The sequence below is a fragment of the Roseateles asaccharophilus genome (assembly GCF_031458115.1).
GTDB classification, from domain to species: Bacteria; Pseudomonadota; Gammaproteobacteria; order Burkholderiales; family Burkholderiaceae_C; genus Pelomonas; species Pelomonas asaccharophilus_A.
Genome location: NZ_JAVDXV010000015.1, coordinates 1 through 17,063, shown reverse-complemented (window position 1 = coordinate 17,063; position 17,063 = coordinate 1). Strand labels below are relative to the sequence as shown.

20 protein-coding genes are annotated in these 17,063 nt (G+C 64.4%); 10 read left to right on the top strand and 10 right to left on the bottom strand.

The features are described from left to right. Window positions 1-30 precede the first annotated feature (30 nt). A complete protein-coding gene (locus J2X21_RS26935; RefSeq protein WP_310333237.1) occupies window positions 31-1,077 on the top strand; it encodes a cation transporter in 1,047 nt (348 codons plus the stop codon). A 327-nt stretch (window positions 1,078-1,404) separates the two neighbouring features. Here the strand turns inward: J2X21_RS26935 and J2X21_RS26930 are convergent, their stop codons facing one another. The 10 genes from J2X21_RS26930 to J2X21_RS26885 all read right to left on the bottom strand — a co-directional run bounded on the left by J2X21_RS26930 (window position 1,405) and on the right by J2X21_RS26885 (window position 9,146). After that, window positions 1,405-1,806: a hypothetical protein gene (locus J2X21_RS26930; protein WP_310333235.1), complete on the bottom strand. Its 402-nt coding sequence runs from the start codon at window positions 1,804-1,806 to the stop codon at window positions 1,405-1,407. Further along, complete coding sequence (locus J2X21_RS26925; protein ID WP_310333234.1) at window positions 1,803-2,159, bottom strand: copper-binding protein; 357 nt, start codon at window positions 2,157-2,159, stop codon at window positions 1,803-1,805. Before J2X21_RS26925 ends, J2X21_RS26930 begins: the two co-directional genes overlap by 4 nt. A 54-nt stretch (window positions 2,160-2,213) precedes the next feature. After that, complete coding sequence (locus J2X21_RS26920; RefSeq protein WP_310333233.1) at window positions 2,214-2,705, bottom strand: cupredoxin domain-containing protein; 492 nt, start codon at window positions 2,703-2,705, stop codon at window positions 2,214-2,216. 32 nt (window positions 2,706-2,737) lie between these two features. After that, window positions 2,738-4,156 (bottom strand): multicopper oxidase family protein, encoded by a 1,419-nt coding sequence (locus J2X21_RS26915; protein ID WP_310333231.1) that lies wholly within the window; start codon window positions 4,154-4,156, stop codon window positions 2,738-2,740. 20 nt (window positions 4,157-4,176) lie between these two features. Further along, window positions 4,177-5,580: a TolC family protein gene (locus tag J2X21_RS26910; protein ID WP_310333230.1), complete on the bottom strand. Its 1,404-nt coding sequence runs from the start codon at window positions 5,578-5,580 to the stop codon at window positions 4,177-4,179. A 13-nt stretch (window positions 5,581-5,593) separates the two neighbouring features. Next, window positions 5,594-6,007, bottom strand: coding sequence for a flagellar biosynthesis protein FlhF (locus J2X21_RS26905; protein ID WP_310333229.1), 414 nt, complete (start codon window positions 6,005-6,007; stop codon window positions 5,594-5,596). A 128-nt stretch (window positions 6,008-6,135) separates the two neighbouring features. Continuing rightward, window positions 6,136-6,564: a hypothetical protein gene (locus J2X21_RS26900; RefSeq protein WP_310333228.1), complete on the bottom strand. Its 429-nt coding sequence runs from the start codon at window positions 6,562-6,564 to the stop codon at window positions 6,136-6,138. A gap of 113 nt (window positions 6,565-6,677) precedes the next feature. Beyond that, window positions 6,678-6,971 (bottom strand): CopK family periplasmic copper-binding protein, encoded by a 294-nt coding sequence (locus tag J2X21_RS26895; protein WP_268168664.1) that lies wholly within the window; start codon window positions 6,969-6,971, stop codon window positions 6,678-6,680. 91 nt (window positions 6,972-7,062) lie between these two features. Beyond that, a complete protein-coding gene (locus tag J2X21_RS26890) occupies window positions 7,063-8,427 on the bottom strand; it encodes a heavy metal sensor histidine kinase (RefSeq protein WP_310333226.1) in 1,365 nt (454 codons plus the stop codon). Between the two features lie 38 nt (window positions 8,428-8,465). Then, window positions 8,466-9,146: a heavy metal response regulator transcription factor gene (locus J2X21_RS26885; protein ID WP_310333262.1), complete on the bottom strand. Its 681-nt coding sequence runs from the start codon at window positions 9,144-9,146 to the stop codon at window positions 8,466-8,468. Window positions 9,147-9,326: 180 nt separating this feature from the next. Between J2X21_RS26885 and J2X21_RS26880 the strand changes: the two genes are divergently transcribed. From J2X21_RS26880 to J2X21_RS26840, 9 genes are all read left to right on the top strand, one after another. Then, window positions 9,327-9,659, top strand: coding sequence for a copper-binding protein (locus J2X21_RS26880; protein ID WP_310333225.1), 333 nt, complete (start codon window positions 9,327-9,329; stop codon window positions 9,657-9,659). Window positions 9,660-9,741: 82 nt separating this feature from the next. Then, complete coding sequence (locus J2X21_RS26875; RefSeq protein WP_310333224.1) at window positions 9,742-10,284, top strand: cupredoxin domain-containing protein; 543 nt, start codon at window positions 9,742-9,744, stop codon at window positions 10,282-10,284. 14 nt (window positions 10,285-10,298) lie between these two features. Further along, on the top strand, window positions 10,299-10,763 hold the full coding sequence (locus J2X21_RS26870) for a DUF411 domain-containing protein (RefSeq protein ID WP_310333223.1): 465 nt from the start codon (window positions 10,299-10,301) through the stop codon (window positions 10,761-10,763). Between the two features lie 283 nt (window positions 10,764-11,046). Continuing rightward, on the top strand, window positions 11,047-11,421 hold the full coding sequence (locus J2X21_RS26865) for a four-helix bundle copper-binding protein (protein WP_310333222.1): 375 nt from the start codon (window positions 11,047-11,049) through the stop codon (window positions 11,419-11,421). A gap of 150 nt (window positions 11,422-11,571) precedes the next feature. Continuing rightward, a complete protein-coding gene (locus J2X21_RS26860; RefSeq protein WP_310333221.1) occupies window positions 11,572-12,177 on the top strand; it encodes an undecaprenyl diphosphate synthase family protein in 606 nt (201 codons plus the stop codon). Between the two features lie 125 nt (window positions 12,178-12,302). After that, window positions 12,303-12,563 carry a heavy-metal-associated domain-containing protein gene (locus J2X21_RS26855; protein ID WP_310333219.1) on the top strand — a complete coding sequence of 87 codons (261 nt, stop codon included), beginning with the start codon at window positions 12,303-12,305 and terminating at the stop codon, window positions 12,561-12,563. A gap of 43 nt (window positions 12,564-12,606) precedes the next feature. Continuing rightward, the gene (locus J2X21_RS26850; protein WP_404667311.1) at window positions 12,607-15,045 is read left to right on the top strand and encodes a copper-transporting P-type ATPase; all 2,439 of its coding nucleotides are present in this window, start codon (window positions 12,607-12,609) and stop codon (window positions 15,043-15,045) included. A gap of 94 nt (window positions 15,046-15,139) precedes the next feature. Beyond that, window positions 15,140-15,658: a DUF305 domain-containing protein gene (locus J2X21_RS26845; protein ID WP_310333217.1), complete on the top strand. Its 519-nt coding sequence runs from the start codon at window positions 15,140-15,142 to the stop codon at window positions 15,656-15,658. Window positions 15,659-16,365: 707 nt separating this feature from the next. After that, a complete protein-coding gene (locus J2X21_RS26840; protein ID WP_310333216.1) occupies window positions 16,366-16,788 on the top strand; it encodes a DUF4148 domain-containing protein in 423 nt (140 codons plus the stop codon). The last annotated feature ends 275 nt before the right edge of the window (window positions 16,789-17,063 follow it).

Here is a 17,063-nt window from a genome sequence, read left to right as displayed (position 1 = left end):
GTAGCTGGTGCAAGGTTTCCAATTCTGCCCATGAGCACGTCACCCCGCACCTTGAGCGTCTTCTCGGTCCCCAAGATGGACTGCCCTTCAGAGGAGAACATGATCAAGATGGCTCTCCAGGGGATGGGCGGCATCCAGTCGATGTCGTTCGACTTGGCCGAGCGCAAGTTCACTGCCATCCACACACTGCCCGCAGAGCAGCTATTGCTTCGCCTGCAGCCACTGGGTCTTGGCGCTCAACTGGTTCAGTCAAGCAGTGTGGGCCCTGCTACCGGCCTTCGTTCGGTGTTCTCGGTGCCTAAGATGGACTGCCCATCCGAGGAGAACATGATCAAGATGGCGCTGGAGGAAGTGCCTGGAGTTCAATCCTTGTCGTTCGATCTGGCCCAGCGACGCATGACAGCGTTCCACACTGGCCCTGCTGACGACCTTCTCCAGCGCTTGCTGCCGCTGGGCCTGGGGAGCGACCTTGTGGAGTCGGGGCCCGTCAGCGAGGCCAACGCTCACGAGGCGGTTGAGCCGGCGGATAGCGCGGCTGAAGCTCGGCTCCTCAAGCTGCTGTTGTCCATCAACGCGATCATGTTCATCGCGGAGATCTGGGTCGGCTTTTGGGCACAGTCCACGGGCCTCATCGCCGACTCCCTCGACATGTTCGCTGATGCCGCCGTGTACGGCCTGTCGCTTTACGCCGTCGGGCGCTCCGCGGCCCTGAAAGTGCGGGCAGCGCACATGGCCGGCTGGATGCAACTTGCACTGGCGCTGCTGGCGATGGGCGAGGTCGTACGGCGATTCATCTACGGCAGCGAGCCGGTATCTGAACTGATGATGGGCATGGGTCTCGTGGCCCTGGTCGCGAACGCCGCATGCCTCGTGCTCATCGCGAAGAGGCGCGACGCGGGTGCGCATATGAAGGCGAGCTACATCTTCAGCTCCAACGACGTCATAGCAAACGCTGGCGTCATCCTCGCTGGCGGGCTGGTCGCGCTGACCGGTTCGGCCTACCCCGATCTCGTCATCGGCCTGATCGTTGGCCTCGTGGTCCTCAACGGGGCGAGGCGAATCCTGCAGCTCAAGTGAGGCCCTTATGGCCCTTGAGGACACGCATCCGTCCGCATACGCATACGCCTCAAACATCGGGACGACGGCTCAGCGCATCGCCGGCAAAAAAATCGCCGGGCTATGCCGGCGATGAAACCTTCTTCGCTGTCAGCGTTGAAGCCTGCTCAGGGAGGAAAAGCAGGGAGCTTGCGCCCACGGTGATGTTATTCAAACGCCGCAAGCTGAGTCGCCGGCAAAACCCTGTGTGCGAGCAAACGCAGCGCGGCTGCGTGAGCTACTGCTCTTTGGGCCATGCCGGTCGTTGTCCCGGCGCAAGCCTCCCGAGCCGCTACAAGCATCATCCGGTCAAGGCTCGATCTTCAACGCCACGTCAACCGAAGCCGTCGCGGGCGTCTTGTTGGACCACAGCCAGCAGTGAACCTGCTCGGCCCGTACCTGCAAGGTTTGCGCTGCCTCCTTGACCTCCGTGAGCTTGGCTGGATAGATCGTCTCCTTGCCCAGGTGGTAGTGGATGTTGAAGTTCATCGCCGCGCTGCCCTGAAACGACCAGGCGATCTTCTGACCCGGCTTGAGCTTTGCGCAGACCTCGACAAACTTGGTCGGTTGAACTTCCGCCTTGTGCGTGAACTGCCCGTTGGCGTCCCACTGGACGTCGACGATGTGCCCCGACGCAATTGCACTCAAGGGCACCAACAGCAGAGCCGCGACGCCCGCGACAGGCTTGATCAAGGTGCTCAGCACCTTCACTGCACGACCTTCAACTCGGTCACGACGAACTTGCCACCCTCGTTGGCAGCCTTGAACTGGATACGCGTGCCAGGCTGCAGCTTGTCCAGCATGGCCTTGTCGCGCACCTGGAAGACCATGGTCATGGCGGGCATGTCCAGGCTCTTAATGTCGGCGTGCTTGAGGGTCACCTTGCCGGCTTCGCGATCGACCTTGCGCACTTCGGCGTCGGTCATGTCTGAGCTGGCCGCTGGCGCACTGGCTTGTGCAGACGGCGCGCCAGGGGTGGCGGCCCATGCTGCCGGGCTGACCAGGCCGACGGTGAGCAGCGTTGCGGCGAACAGGCCGAGACGGCGTTGGTTGTTGCGGTTCATGTCAGTTCCTTTCGGGGATGTGATGCGGGGGGATGCGGGGGCTTGAGGCGTGCGTCATTTGGCGCTGACCAGAATCTTGCCGACCATGCCGGCCTGGTAGTGGCCGGCGATCAGGCAGGCGAAGTCGAACTCGCCGGCGCGGTTGAAGGTCCAGACGATCTCGCCCTTCTTGCCCGGGTCGACGTGCGCCATGTAGGGCTCGTCGTGTTCCATGTTCGGAAACTTCAGCATCAGCGCGGCGTGCTCGTCGAGCTCCTTCTTCGTGCCAATGACCAGCTCGTGGAGCATCTTGCCGTCGTTCTGCACGACGAAGCGGATGGTCTCGCCCAGCTTGACCTCCACGCGATCCGGTGTGAAGCGCATGTTGTCGGTCATCTTCAGCGTGACGGTGCGAGCGACTGCCTTCGCGTCACCCGCAATGCCCCAGGCCTTTTGCTCCTTCTTGATCTGCGTCGCAGGCTTGCCGTGCTTTTCGTTGCCGTGGGCCCAGGCCGAGCCGCTGAGTGCGGTCAGCGAGAGCACGGCCGCGATGGCGATTTGCTTCATGGTTGTCTTCATGTGAGGTGATGAACGAGTTTTTAGTGGCTGCCGTGCCCGCCGCTGGGCTTGCGAATCTTGACCTCGACATCGGTCTTCGGGCGTTGGACCGGCGGCATCAAGCCCGGGCTTTCCGACTGGAAGCGCGCGGCGTCTGGCAGGCTGCCCTTGAACTCGTACGCCACGGTGCCGGCGGGGTGCTGGTACCAGCCCGGATCGCTGTAGTCGCCCTTCTTTTGGCCCTTGCGCACTTTGACGACGCTGAACATGCCGCCCATGCCCACGGCGCCGAAGGGGCCCTGGCCGGCCATCATGGGCGCGGTGTTGTCGGGCAGTGGCATGTCCATCTCGGTCATGTCCTTCATGCCGCGCTCGCCCATCACCATGTAGTCGGGCACCAACTTGCGGATCTTGCTTGCGACACCGGTGTGGTCCACGCCGATCATGGTCGGCACGTCGTGGCCCATGGCGTTCATCGTGTGGTGGCTCTTGTGGCAGTGGAACGCCCAGTCCCCTTCTTCATCGGCGAGGAACTCGATCTGGCGCATCTGACCCACGGCCACGTCCTCGGTGACCTCAAACCGGCGCGTGCTCTTGGGGGTGGGGCCGCCATCGGTACCCGTGACGAGGAACTCGTGACCGTGCAGATGGATGGGGTGGTTGGTCATCGTCAGGTTGCCGATGCGGATGCGCACCTTGTCCTTGAAGCCCACGACGAGCGGGTCGATGCCCGGGAAGATGCGGCTGTTCCAGCTCCACAGGTTGAAGTCCAGCATCGTCATGATCTTGGGCGTGGCGGCGCCCGGATCGATGTCGTAGGCGTTGAGCAGGAAGCAGAAGTCGCGGTCCACCTCGTCGATGAGCGGATGCTTGCCCTTGGGGTGAGTAACCCAGAAGCCCATCATCCCCATCGCCATCTGCACCATCTCGTCGGCGTGCGGGTGGTACATGAAGGTGCCGGGCCGGCGCGCCACGAACTCGTAGACATAAGTCTTGCCCGGCGGAATGCCTGGCTGGTTCAGGCCGGTCACGCCGTCCATGCCGTTGGGCAGGCGCTGGCCATGCCAGTGGATGCTGGTCAGCTCGCCGAGCTTGTTGGTGACGAAGAGGCGCACGCGGTCGCCTTCGACCACCTCGATGGTCGGGCCCGGGCTCTGGCCGTTGTAGCCCCACAGGTGCGCCTTGAATCCGGGCGCCATCTCGCGCACCACGGGCTCGGCCACCAGGTGGAACTCCTTGACGCCCTTGTTCATGCGCCAAGGCAAGGTCCAGCCGTTCAGCGTGACCACGGGGTTGTAAGGCCGGCCCGTGTTGGGAACCAGCGGCGGCATGGTGTCCGGCTTGTCCTGCATCACCGGCTCGGGCAAGGCCGCCATGGCCACCTTGCTGACGGAGGCCATCGAGGCGGCTGCAGTGATCGCACCGGCACCGCCCAGGAGAGAGCGACGATTGAATAACATGTCAGTTCCTTGGGAAGACTTCAGTGACCGCCGCCGGCTTCGGCGCTGGCGGCGCCGGCAGATGCGGTCGGCATGGAGAGGGAGGCGCGGCCGATCAGCGCGGCGTCCAGATCCGCCTTGGCGAGCCAGAAATCACGCAGCGCCTCGATGGACGCATTGACGCTGCTGATCTGAGAGCGCGCGTCGGCGAGCAGCTCGAACACGCCGATCAACATGCCGTTGTAGCGAAGCACCTGCTCCTCGGAGATGCGCTTCTTCAACGGCACGATCTCCTCGCGGTGATGGCGGGCGATGTCGTAGCTGGCGCGGTAGTTGCCGTAGGCCTCGCGGACTTCCGAGCGGGCGTTGATCGCCGTGGCTGCGGCCTGGTGCAGCGACTGCATGTAGAGGCCCTCGGCCTTGGCCGTGCGCGCGCCGCCCCAGTCGAACAGTGGCAACTCCAGGCCGACCTCCCAGCCGGTCTGACGTGGCGCTTCGTTCGACGTGTTGCGGACCAAGCCCAGCTCGAAAACGCTGATGAAGCGCGTCACCTGGGTCAGGCGCAGGTTCTTCGCCGTTTGCTCGGCCGACAGGCGCGCCGCCTGCACATCGAGGCGCTGGCTCAGAGCCTGGTGCTCGATGTCCGGCTGGTCCTTGGGCGCGTCCGGCAGGTCCGGCAGGCGCTCGGGGAGCTTGAAGGCCAGCTGCTCGCCCCACAGCCCGAGCAGGCGGGCCAGGCGCTCACGGGCGGAGCGATGGATCTGCTCCGAGCGGGCCAGGCCAAGCGCTGCATCGGCGTAGAAGCCCTGTTCACGCAGGCGCATCAGCGCGTTGACGTTGCCGGCCTGCTGCAGCCGGCGAGCCAGCTCGGCGCTGGCCTCCGCGGCCTCCTGCACCTGATGCATGTAGCGCAGGCTCTCACCAGCTGCGACGGCCTGCACCCAGGCCTTGCGCGTGTCGGCGGCAAGCGTCAGCACATCCATCGCCACTTCACGCTGTACGGACTGCAGCCGGCGCTCCTCGAGCCGGCTGACCAGCGGCAGCGTCAGCAAGCGGGCGAGGTTGATATGCAGCCCCCGCTCCAGCTCGACCTCGTCGCCCTTGGTGAGGCGGCCGAAGCTGAATCCGGGATTGGGCAGCCTGGACGCCTGACTGACTTCGGCCTCGGTGATGCCCAGCTGCTGCAGCCGTGCCTGCAGACTGCGGTTGTTCAGCAGCGCGATCTGCACTGCGGCGTCGACACCGAGGGGTTGGCGCAGCAGCTCCGCCACCTTGTCGTTCGTTCGAGTCAGGTCTTCGGGAGAGCGATGGACCGTCAGCGTTTGATCGGTGTGCGTCTTGGTCAGCGACTGCACATTCTTGAGCGCCGCGCCGCGTTCTACGGAAGCGCATCCCGCCAGCACGGCGACGGCCAGCAGGGAAAGGGGAAGTCGGAATCGTGTCATGGGTTGGGCTCCTTCAGCGGGGCGCATGGCCTTCATGGCCCTTTGCAGCGGGAGCGGGTTTTGTGACTTGGGAAGCGGGGGAAGCAGGCGCGGTCGGGCTTGTCGGCCGGTCATCGGCCTCCGCTTTCTCGCGGGCGTAAGCCCGCCATCCACCGGCCTGGTTGGCCTTCTCGTTGGCTTGCTGCCACGACACAGGGGGCGTTTCCTGGATGGGGCGGTAGCGGGCGAGCGTGCTGGAATATTGAACCGCTGGCACGCTGGCTCGCGAGTCGGTGGGGTCGGCCGGACCGGCCTTTGCGGTGGCCGTCTGCGCCTGCGCAGGCAAGATGGCCGCGCACAGGATCAAGCTCAAGCTCATGGCCGCGGCGCAGGATGGCTTGGCCGCGCGGACGTCAGAACGCCCGTCGTTCGGTGAGAAGCGGGACATAGATTCCTCTCGGGAAAGTAGATCGAAGTGCCGCCGGCAGCCCCTGCCGATTCAGCAGGCGCACGGGGTCACGCGGTCGAACAGGGTCAACTGGCGGATGGGCGCTCAGGCACAGCCGCTAGGTCGACTCAGGAATGGCTTCGAGGGGGGCGATCAATGCGGTCGATCCGGCCGCCCACGGCAAGGTAGCGGATGTCCTGCAATACCGTATCGGCGTTGAACACCGTCGCCAGCGTGGGTGACCCGGCATGGGGCATTGCAGCACCGCAGCACGGCGCGCACTTCATGCACTTGGTGGCTGGTGACACGTCCGCCTTGCTCGAGCTGTGTTCACCATCGGCCAGCATTGCACCCGACACTTCATGCGCCACGGCAAGCGTGATGACCGCGTGCGCGTGGTGATGGTCTGAAGCGCTGTCCGCCGCGTGGTGATGCTCACCCGATTCGGTACCCGAATGCGCTGGGCCGCAGGCCATGTCGCCGGCAGCCGCCAGCCCCTTGAGGGGCAAAGCCAGGATCAGCAGGCTGATCAGGAAGCAGCGAAGCGTTGCGCGCATCCAGAAACTCTATCTCAGCCGGCGGCTGCTGAACACGGGATGGTAGTAACGACCAGGCTGCATGCCAGACCAGTTCACCGTCTGCGGCACCAAGCGGCCACCCAGCCTTCAGCTCACCCCGTATGCCCGTCCTTCAGCAGGCGCTCCAGGCGGGCGACTTCGTTGCCGACGGCGGTGATCTGTCGACCGTCCTTGGCAGTGAGAACCTCGCCTCGCTTGAGGTAAACCGCGCGGCCAAAAGCGTCTTCCTTCGCCATCTTTCCGTCCTTGAAGATGTGAAGCGTCGAGCCATCACGAAGCTCGACGGACGCCTGGACAGCGTTGGCCAGTGCGTCGCTTGCTTGGGCCTGAGCGGCCATGCCCGCGAGCGCGACGGCGACAGTTGCAGAGATCAGGAAGGTCTTCATGGTGGGGTCCTTTCAAAGGCGTGCCTTGTGCACGCAATTGACTCTAGAAAAACCTCACCAACACCAAGGCCACGGGCGCATTACAAGTTCGTCATCCAGCGCTCGTGGTCCCGGATGGCCACTCCAGGCCGATCTCTGTCCACCCGTTGTCCGACCGCGCGAAGACCCGCCCTCCGTGCATCACGGCAATCGCCCGCACGATGGCAAGGCCCAACCCCTGGTGACTGCCGGAATGCTGCCTGGCGCTGTCGCCACGCACGAAACGGTCGAACAGCCGTGGCAACAGCTCCGCTGGGATGCCGACCCCTGGATTGCGCACAGCCATGCGCACCTGGTCGCCGTGCGCGCCAATTTCGACGTGAATGGCGCCGCCATCCGCGGTGAACCGGGTGGCGTTGCCGACCAGGTTCACCAGGGCCCGGCGTATCAGCGTCGGGTTGGCGACCGCTCTTGCATCGCCCTCGATCAGCAGCTGAAGGTTCTGCTGATCCAGCAGCGGCTCGAAGTACTCGGCCACGTGTTCGGCTTCCGCGCGAAGGTCCATGGCGCACAGTTGCTCCGCCAGCTCGCCCTTGTCCGCGCGCGCCAGGAATTGCATGTTGGTGACGAGACCCGCCAGCTCCCGCAAAACCTCCAGATTCACTTGCAGCGTCTCTCGCAGCTCTGAGGCCGGGCGCTCCCGGTGCAGCGCTACTTCAGCACCCTGGATCATGGTCGCCAAAGGCGTGCGCAGCTCGTGGGCGACATCGGCACTGAAGCCCTCCAGCTGTTCGTAAGCCGCCTCGACCCGGTCGAGCGCGCGGTTGAAGGCGTGGACCAGCGTCTGAAGCTCAGTGGTTTCGACCGGGGACAGCCTCGCTGACAGCGATTGCGGGTTGAGCGCGGCCGCTTCCCGCGAGAGACGCTGTACCGGCCGTAACGAACGCCACGCGATCGCCCCCGCCAACAGCACCGTCAACGCGACGCCTGCGCTGCATACCGTGGCCAAGCGAGCCCCATAGCGCCTCAGCAGCGCCTGTTGAGGGCGGGTGTCCACAGCGACGATCAGCTCGCGCGCGCTGAGCACCGCATCCGGCTGCAACAGCACGAGGCGGCCTTCCATGACGAGGCCATCCTCGCGAACCACCTCCATCAGGCCCGGGCGGCGATGGGTCGCGGGCCTCACGAGCGGCCGTTTCTGGCCGCCGTAGAGCAGGCGGCCGTCCGTGGACAGCAGCCAGATGCGGATCTGTCCGTCGCCGATCAACACGTCGTTGAGGTGATGCGTGAACGACTCCAGGTCCTGCGGCTGCTGCACTTCTTCCAGCAGGTGTCGCACGATGTCGACCTTGCCCTCCAGGTCTTGCGCTCGGGCATTGCCGATCTCTTCCTCCAGACCCTGATGCAGCAGCAAGGCGACGCTGGCAAACACGGCGATTGCGAGTGCAGCAAGGGCCAGGGTCAGTCGCAGCGCCATGGAGCGCGGTAGCAAATGGTTGCCGGGTGCGGACCCGCTCACTCACGCACCTCGAGCACATAGCCGACGCCACGCACCGTGTGCAGCAAGGGTGTTTCGAAGCCTTCGTCGAGCTTCGCGCGAAGTCGCCGGACCGCCACATCAATGACATTGGTCTCGCTGTCGAAATGCAGGTCCCACACCTGCTCAGCCAGCACGGTGCGGGACAACACCTCGCCGCGACGACGCATCAACAGCGTCAGCAGACCAAACTCCTTCGGCGTGAGGTCAAGGCGCTTGCCCGCGCGCGTGACCTTGCGGCGGGCCAGATCCACCTCCAGATCACCAAGGCGCATCAGCGTCGAGGCCTGCGCCGAGACCGACGACCCGCGGCGCAACAACGCCTCGACCCGGGCCAGCAGTTCAGAGAACGCGAACGGCTTGACCAGATAGTCGTCGGCACCGCCTTTGAGACCCTGGACGCGGTCCTCCACCTTGTCGCGGGCAGTGAGCATCAGCACAGGCGTCTGCTTTCGCGCACGCAAGTCGCGCAGGACGCCGAAACCGTCGATCCCAGGCAGCATCACGTCCAGCAGCACGAGGTCGTACTCGCCCTCCAGCGCCATGTGTCGGCCATCGATGCCGTCATGGGTGACATCGACCACATAGGCGTTTTCTGACAGTCCTTTTCGGAGGTACTCCGCCAGGCGGACCTCATCTTCGATCACCAGGATTCGCATGACGCCGAGTGTGACGCAGGGTCGCCGGGCGATGAAGGCTTCGAACATTACAGAACTGTCATGTTCAAGTGGGCTTGATGTCCCTTCGGCCTTACTACATTGGTTTCTGTGTGCTCCGACGCTAGCTGCGAAGGGGGGCTGCTCCCCCGGACCGCCTTGTTGTATGAAGGAAAAGCCGCCATGAAACTCCGCAACATTTCCCTGGCCGTCGCGCTGTCCAGCGCTTTCGCGGCATTGCCATGGTCCGCGATGGCCGCCAACGACACGCCGGCGGCCAGCGCCCCGGCAGGCGCTGTCTACGCCGTCGGCGAGGTCAAGAAAATCGATGTCAGCCAAGGCAAGATCACCCTCAAGCATGGTCCGATCGACAACCTCGGCATGCCCGGCATGACGATGGTGTTTCGCGCAGATCCGGCGGTGCTGGGGAGCGTGAAGGTCGGTGACCAAGTCAAGTTCAAGGCCGACAAGGTCGACGGCTCGATCAAGGTCACCGAGCTGTTGAAAGCACCCTGACGCGCTTCGCCGCTGCGCCACCTGCGCTTCGCCAAGTCATCTCCCGACACGCGCCAGCAACCCCAACCCAGAGTAACGACTGATGAAGCTCAGCACTTTCACCGCCATGGCCACCCTTTGCGCGGCCAGCAGCATGGCCTTTGCGGGTGGCACCCACGCCGGCGGCCATGCGCATGACAAGGGTGGCGACAACGCCATCGGCGTGCCAGGAAAAGCCGCCTTGGTCACGCGCACCGTGGATGTGGACATGACCGACGGCATGCGTTTCAACCCGGCCAGCATTGAGGTGAAGCAAGGCGAGACGGTCCGCTTCCGAATCAAGAACTCCGGCAAGCTCAAGCACGAGTTCGTGCTCGGCACTGACAAGGAACTCAAGGAGCACTACCAGCAGATGCTCAAGTTCCCGGAGATGGAGCATGAAGACCCGAACATGATCACGCTGGCTGGCGGCAAGACCGGCGAGGTGGTCTGGCAGTTCACGAAGGCCGGCAAGGTCGACTTCGCCTGCTTGCAGCCCGGCCACTACGACGCTGGCATGAAGGGCGCGGTCACCGTCGCCAAAGGCGGTGGCAAACCCGCCTCCAAGAGCGCCAAGGCGGCTGACGGCCACGACTACAAGCACTGATGGCGGGCATCAAGATGAATCGCCGCCGCATCCTCAAATCCAGTGTGGGCATCGCCGTGGCGTTGTCCTTGCCAGCGCTCGCGAGCGCCAAGCCTGCCAAGGTCGAGGTCTGGAAGTCTCCTGACTGCGGCTGCTGCAAGACCTGGCTCAAGCACCTGGAGGCCCAGGGCATCGGCGTTGGAACGATCCACGACATCGGCAACGCTGGCGCGCGGCAGGCCTTGGGCATCCCCGTCAAGCTCGGCTCATGCCACACGGCAAAGATCGAAGGCTATGCCATCGAAGGGCATGTGCCTGCGCGCGAGATCAAGCGCTTGCTCAAGGAGAAGCCCACGGCCATCGGCTTGGCCGTGCCAGGCATGCCCCTGGGAAGCCCCGGCATGGATGGCCCCGACTTCGACAACCAGACGCAGCCCTACGACGTGCTGCTCGTGCTCAAGGACGGCAGCACCCGCGTGTACCAGTCCTACTTTCGTTGAGCCTCTGTGACGGAATCCTCTTGAACGCCCAGACCCTTCGTTTCCGCCCTGATCGTTACTCAGATTCAGCCCGCGCAGTGATTGCAGAGTCGTTCGGTCTGGCAAGTACGTTTGTAGATATGACCTGAGCGTCTGCACCTTCTGCCGGCTTCCCGCCTCATGCCGCGCCCGACGCGCTGGCAGGGGGCGGTTCCGGTTGACGCGGGCGTTTTGTGCGGGTTTCGCCGGGATCGTGCCTTGCCGCCTGTGCGACGCGGAATCCCCCGCGTTCAAGGAGCATCCCATGGCTCACCAACTGCATGCAACCTGCATCGCAGCATGCGACCAATGCGCTGTCGCGTGTCACCACTGTTCAACTGCATGCCTTCAAGAGCAGGACGTCAAGATGATGGCGCGCTGCATCGCGCTCGACATGGACTGCGCGGCCATCTGCCAACTCGCTTCAGCGGCGATGGCGCGGGGCAGTGAACACGTTCATGCGATCTGCGCACTGTGCGCTGACATCTGCGACGCGTGCGCCGACGAGTGCGGCAAGCACACGATGGACCATTGCCTGGCCTGCGCCGAAGCTTGCCGTCGTTGTGCACAGGAGTGCCGTCGCATGGCGCAGTCCCCACAGGCGACGTCTACGCGGTCGACCAGCGAGCACGGGCATTGACGTGCTGAACCTGCCACCCGCCTTGGCGCCTATCGCGCAATGAGCATGGCTGACGCTCTGGTCGCTGACCTCCGTCCAAGCGGAGACCTTTCAGTGATGCGGCGTTCATCCAGCGAGCATTCGGTTTTCAACATCCCACCGAAGGGACGCATGGTTCTTCCCCGCCACATCGGCTTCATCCCCGACGGCAACCGTCGCTGGGCAACAGGCAGGACACTCCCCAAAGAGGCCGGCTACGCGCACGGCATCGCGCCGGGCCTGGGCTTGTTCGAACAGTGTCAGCAACTCGGCGTGGAAGAAGTTTCCGTGTACGGCTTCACCCAGGACAACACCCGCCGGCCCAGTGTGCAGACCGAGCATTTCCGATCTGCCTGCGTTGCGTTCGCACTGGAAGTCGCTCGCCGCGGCGCTGCTCTGCTGGTGGTCGGTGATGACCGTTCGCCGGTGTTCCCGCCCGAGCTCAAGCCCTTCAGGCAACGATGCAGCGGCGGCATCAAGGTCAACTTCCTCGTCAACTACGGCTGGGAGTGGGATCTCGACGGGCTGCGCACCGGCCAACTGCAATCCGATAAGGTCTCCAGGATGGAACTGATCGTTCGGTGGGGCGGTGGTCGCCGGCTGAGCGGCTTCCTGCCGGTGCAGTCGGTCTATGCGGACATCTATGTCGTCGACGAGCTGTGGCCGGATTTCCAGCCGTCTCATCTCGACGATGCGCTTGCGTGGTTTCAGCGGCAGGACCGCACGCTGGGCGGCTGAGTCTGGTCGTGCCTCAAGACCCTGCTGACCGGAGGGGTTAGTGCAGAGGCTGCTGGACCTTGCCACGGGGGGAAGCTTCAAAGTGGCGCCACTGGATGCCAGGAACGTTTTTGAAGGAGATGGACATGGTTGCTTTTGAAGTGAAGGACATGACGTGTGGCCACTGCGTCAGCATGATCACGAAGGCCGTCAAGTTCTTGGACGGTGACGCGCAGGTCGCTATCGACCTGGCGAGCAAGCGAGTTCAGATCGAATCTCGCGCCGCCGACAAGGCGGAACTCAAGACCGCCATCGAAGAGGCGGGCTACACCCCAACGCCCGTTGCTGCAGTTGCAGCCGAGCCGCCGCAGAAGGCAGCCGGCAGCTGCTGCGGATGCAGCCGCTGAGACCCGCCACGCTGGCGTATTGCAGTTCGAACGGAGCGACCCCATGGATCCACACCGCCACGATCACGCCAGCCATGACAAGCTTCCGGGGGAGCCCGCTGGAGCGCGGGAGTACAGCTGCCCCATGCACCCGGAGATCCGCCAAGACACGCCCGGTGACTGCCCCAAGTGCGGCATGCACCTGGTAGCCGTTGGTGGCGACGTGCCGGAGTCGCAACACGCTCACTCGCATCACCACCACGGGCATGGCACGTCTGCTCACGCGGTGCATGGATCTGCTCACGCACCCCAGCAGCGTGACCCGCTGGACGCCAGAACGCCGCCAGCGAACCTGCGACCGACGGCGGCCGCAGTCGCAAGTCCGAGCGAAGCGAACAGTCCGGGCGCGATCTACACCTGCCCAATGCACCCGGAGATCCGCCAGGACCATCCGGGCAACTGCCCCAAATGCGGCATGACGCTGGAGCCGCTCATCCCCGAAGCGACGGCGGATGACGACAACCCTGAACTGCGCGACTTCTCGCGCCGCTTCTGGTGGACTCTGCCGCTGACGGTCGTCATCACGACGCTCGCGATGGCCGGCCATCGCCTGGGCTGGATGGCACCGGCCACACAAAGCTGGGTGGAACTGCTGCTGTCCTTGCCCGTCGTCCTGTGGGCGGGCTGGCCATTCTTCGTGAGGTGCGCGCAGTCGATGCTCCATCGCAGTCCCAACATGTGGACGCTCATCGGCATCGGCACGGGTGCTGCGTTCGTCTACAGCGTGGTGGCGACCATTGCGCCGCAGCTGTTCCCGACCAGCTTCGTGGCGCATGGCCGCGTCGGTGTCTATTACGAGGCGGCGGCGGTCATCATCTCCCTGACCCTGTTGGGTCAGATGCTGGAGTTGCGGGCCCGTTCACAGACCTCGGCAGCCATCAAGTCATTGCTGAACCTCGCACCAAAGACGGCGCGCCGGATCGAACCTGACGGCTCCGAAGCCGACGTGCCGCTGACGCATGTCCATGTAGGCGACCATCTCCGCATCCGCCCGGGCGAGAAGGTGCCGGTGGACGGCGTGGTCATCGAAGGCGCCAGTGCCATCGATGAGGCGATGCTCACGGGTGAGCCGGTGCCGGTCACCAAGCGGCCGGGCGACAAGGTCATCGGCGCCACCATCAACACCTCTGGCTCGCTGGTGATGCGCTCCGAGCGCGTGGGCTCGCAGACCATGCTGTCGCAGATCGTCCAGATGGTCTCCCAGGCCCAGCGCTCAAAGGCACCCATGCAACGCATGGCGGACCAGGTGGCCGGCTGGTTCGTGCTTGTCGTCGTCGGCATCGCCCTGGCGTCGTTGTTCGGCTGGGGACTGTTTGGTGGCGACCAGGGGTGGCAGTTCGGCATGATCAACGCCGTGTCGGTGCTCATCATTGCCTGCCCTTGCGCGCTCGGGCTGGCGACGCCGATGTCGATCATGGTCGCCACGGGCAAGGCGGCCACGCAGGGCATCCTGTTTCGGGACGCCTCCGCCATCGAGCACTTGCGGCGTGTCGACACGATGATCGTGGACAAGACGGGCACCTTGACGGAAGGCAAGCCGGCGTTTGACCGCGCCGTTCCAGTTCCGGGGCAGTCCGAAGGCGAAGTGCTGCGCCTCGCCGCCAGCCTGGACCAGGGCAGCGAGCATCCGCTGGCTCAGGCGATCGTCGCGGCGGCACACGGCCGCAAGCTGTCCCTGTCGACGGCCATCGACTTCGAGTCGTCGACCGGCATCGGTGTGCGCGGCCAGGTCGACGGTCGGCGGATCGCTTTGGGGAACACCGCCCTGATGGAGCAGGACGGCGTTGATGTGACCGCGCTGAGCGGCACGGCCGAGGCGCTGCGCCAGCAGGGCAGCAGCGTCATGTTCCTGGCCGGCGACGGCCAAATGCTCGGCTTGCTGGCGGTGTCGGACCCGATCAAGCAGAGCACGCCGGAGGCGGTGCAGAGCTTGCATGACGCCGGGATGCGGGTGGTGATGGCCACGGGCGACGGCCTGACCACGGCCCGGTCGGTGGCCCAGCAGCTCGGCATCGACGACGTACACGGCGAAGTCAAACCTGCCGACAAGCTGGCGCTGGTCGAGCGGCTGCAGCGCGAGGGCAGAGTCGTCGGCATGGCGGGCGACGGCATCAACGATGCGCCGGCGTTGGCCAAGGCCGATGTCGGCGTCGCGATGGGAACGGGCACCGACGTGGCCATGAACAGCGCGCAGGTCACCCTCGTCAAGGGCGACCTGCGCGGCATCGCCCGGGCGCGAGAAATCTCTCAGGCGACGGTGGCCAACATGCGGCAGAACCTGCTGTTCGCCTTCGTCTACAACGGTCTGGGCGTGCCGCTTGCCGCCGGCCTGCTGTACCCGTTCACCGGCTGGCTGCTGTCGCCCATGATTGCGGCGCTGGCCATGAGCCTCTCATCGGTGAGCGTCGTGGCGAATTCGTTGCGATTGCGGGCAACGACTTGATGCCGCTTCCCCTGCACGGTTGAGCCTTCCTGGGGAACTCGGCCCCATCACTGGCAGATGGCGACCGCCTTGAAACCACCAACAGGAGTTCGACATGGATCATCAAGCTCACCACCCCGCCCAATCCGGCAAGCACGGCACCGCTCACGACGGTTCGTCGGCACGCGCCTATTGGATGTTTGCGCTCAACCTCGCGTTGAGCCTGATCCCTATGTACCTCGCCATGTTCACCATGATCGACGGCTGGCGTGACTACCGGAACAACGTGAACATGCTCTACATGGCGCTGACGATGCTCGCCCCGATGGGGGTGATCATGCTGGCAACGATGGGCAAGATGTACGGCAACAAGCCGCTGAACCTTGCGCTTTATGCCGGCCTGACGGTGCTGTTCCTTGCCTCGCTGTTGGCAACGCGCCGCCAGGCGCTGGTCGACGACCGCCAGTTCATCGACTCGATGATTCCCCACCATTCCGGTGCGATCCTCATGTGCCGAGAGGCAAAGCTCGCCGACCCGGAGCTTCTGAGGCTCTGCGGAGAGATCGTCAAAGCGCAACGTGCAGAGATTGAGCAGATGGAAGTGATCGCCGCACGCTTGCGAGCTCAGAAGTGAACGCGTCCTGACGACAGATGGGAATCGGCGCTCCAATCTGACACGACCGTAGTCTGCGGGGCTCGCAGCGATCATGCGCCGCTTCACAGGCTCCCATCCAAGGCAGACGTCCCCGGGGTCTCGCAATGGCAGCACAGCCGTTTGCTCGAAAAGTGCATGGCACCTTCAAGGCGCGCGCGACGACATCAAGGTGACTTGGGCGGACGCATACCAACGCGCCGTCGAGCTGCTTGGATGCGTCCGATCCGGTCAATAGTGGCGATCTCTGGCGCTGCGCGTTTTCCGCGGGACGTGGCAGATGCTTAGCTGGAGAACCGACGACAGCCGCGTGCGCTGCGCCTTGTCTAGAGCTTCTCAGTTGGTCGACCACCCGGTGGCTCTCGCCGTTCCTCGCCCTGTACGACAAACGCTACCTCGGACTCTAGGGGCCCTTCGGCAGGTGCTCGGCAGCCTTCGCGCGGACTGCCCGAAAGTGACCCTCATCAAGCGGGCCGCCGTCAGGCTCGTATCGGGTAGGCAGGAGAGTTGCGCCCTAACTGATTGGCGCGTTGGTTATCTTCGCGGGGCGACGCAAATGACTAAAACGTAATGGCCGCGTTGGGCTGCCGTCCCAGCGGGATTCCTACAGTGAGATCCATGACGTCCGGAAACGGCGTTTGGGCCGTAGCCGCCGGCTACGGCGCTGATTTAGCTTGAAGGAGTACATCATGTCGCGCATCAATCTTTCCACCGCTATCGTCGCCGCAGTCCTCGCGATCACAACTGCGCCTGCTTTCGCAAGCAACGGCTTCACGCCGGCCAACAACGATTCCGGCGGCGAGTACCACGCCATGCCCGGCGGCAAGACACGAGCCGAGGTTATCGCGGAACTCGAAGCGGCCCGACGGGATGGCACCCTTGCGAGGATGAGCCGCAACCAGTCTTACGAGCTGGGCTATGACATGCCGACGAGGTCGGTCGGCACGAAGCGGGCGAAGGAAGCCTCCAATGGCAACATCTCGGGCAGCGGCGAACTCGTTTTCGAAGCTCCGGCAGCGGGTGCACGCACCCGGGCGGAAGTGATCGAGGAATTGCGTCGCGCGCGCGAGGACGGGTCGCTGCGCCGCATGAATACGAATCGCGGGTATTGATCAAGCGACTCAGGTTAGCGGTCGCCGATGTTCGAGGCTCGTTGCGCATTGCTTTGTGCTGGCGTCAGGCGTCTACAGCTATCGCGAGGACGGCACGGCTGCGAAGAGATCGGGGCGACCGGCTAGGAGTCTGCGCGGCAGAACTCGCTGCGCACGGTTGCAGCGTGCTGCGAGCCCATTGGCTTGAGCTTCGATGAGCTTTTAGCGGCTGTCCCGATGGGGTGCAGCCTTTGGCCAGCCTGGCAAGGCTGCTGCAGGCACATTGCAAGCGTGCT

What these genes read in the sequence shown, in the direction of transcription:
- J2X21_RS26935 (WP_310333237.1), top strand. Translation starts at nt 31, where the DNA reads ATGAGCACGTCACCCCGCACCTTGAGCGTCTTCTCGGTCCCCAAGATG.
- J2X21_RS26925 (WP_310333234.1), bottom strand. Translation starts at nt 2,159, where the DNA reads ATGAACCGCAACAACCAACGCCGTCTCGGCCTGTTCGCCGCAACGCTG.
- J2X21_RS26920 (WP_310333233.1), bottom strand. Translation starts at nt 2,705, where the DNA reads ATGAAGCAAATCGCCATCGCGGCCGTGCTCTCGCTGACCGCACTCAGC.
- J2X21_RS26915 (WP_310333231.1), bottom strand. Translation starts at nt 4,156, where the DNA reads ATGTTATTCAATCGTCGCTCTCTCCTGGGCGGTGCCGGTGCGATCACT.
- J2X21_RS26910 (WP_310333230.1), bottom strand. Translation starts at nt 5,580, where the DNA reads ATGACACGATTCCGACTTCCCCTTTCCCTGCTGGCCGTCGCCGTGCTG.
- J2X21_RS26905 (WP_310333229.1), bottom strand. Translation starts at nt 6,007, where the DNA reads ATGTCCCGCTTCTCACCGAACGACGGGCGTTCTGACGTCCGCGCGGCC.
- J2X21_RS26900 (WP_310333228.1), bottom strand. Translation starts at nt 6,564, where the DNA reads ATGCGCGCAACGCTTCGCTGCTTCCTGATCAGCCTGCTGATCCTGGCT.
- J2X21_RS26895 (WP_268168664.1), bottom strand. Translation starts at nt 6,971, where the DNA reads ATGAAGACCTTCCTGATCTCTGCAACTGTCGCCGTCGCGCTCGCGGGC.
- J2X21_RS26890 (WP_310333226.1), bottom strand. Translation starts at nt 8,427, where the DNA reads ATGGCGCTGCGACTGACCCTGGCCCTTGCTGCACTCGCAATCGCCGTG.
- J2X21_RS26885 (WP_310333262.1), bottom strand. Translation starts at nt 9,146, where the DNA reads ATGCGAATCCTGGTGATCGAAGATGAGGTCCGCCTGGCGGAGTACCTC.
- J2X21_RS26880 (WP_310333225.1), top strand. Translation starts at nt 9,327, where the DNA reads ATGAAACTCCGCAACATTTCCCTGGCCGTCGCGCTGTCCAGCGCTTTC.
- J2X21_RS26875 (WP_310333224.1), top strand. Translation starts at nt 9,742, where the DNA reads ATGAAGCTCAGCACTTTCACCGCCATGGCCACCCTTTGCGCGGCCAGC.
- J2X21_RS26870 (WP_310333223.1), top strand. Translation starts at nt 10,299, where the DNA reads ATGAATCGCCGCCGCATCCTCAAATCCAGTGTGGGCATCGCCGTGGCG.
- J2X21_RS26865 (WP_310333222.1), top strand. Translation starts at nt 11,047, where the DNA reads ATGGCTCACCAACTGCATGCAACCTGCATCGCAGCATGCGACCAATGC.
- J2X21_RS26860 (WP_310333221.1), top strand. Translation starts at nt 11,572, where the DNA reads ATGGTTCTTCCCCGCCACATCGGCTTCATCCCCGACGGCAACCGTCGC.
- J2X21_RS26855 (WP_310333219.1), top strand. Translation starts at nt 12,303, where the DNA reads ATGGTTGCTTTTGAAGTGAAGGACATGACGTGTGGCCACTGCGTCAGC.
- J2X21_RS26850 (WP_404667311.1), top strand. Translation starts at nt 12,607, where the DNA reads ATGGATCCACACCGCCACGATCACGCCAGCCATGACAAGCTTCCGGGG.
- J2X21_RS26845 (WP_310333217.1), top strand. Translation starts at nt 15,140, where the DNA reads ATGGATCATCAAGCTCACCACCCCGCCCAATCCGGCAAGCACGGCACC.
- J2X21_RS26840 (WP_310333216.1), top strand. Translation starts at nt 16,366, where the DNA reads ATGTCGCGCATCAATCTTTCCACCGCTATCGTCGCCGCAGTCCTCGCG.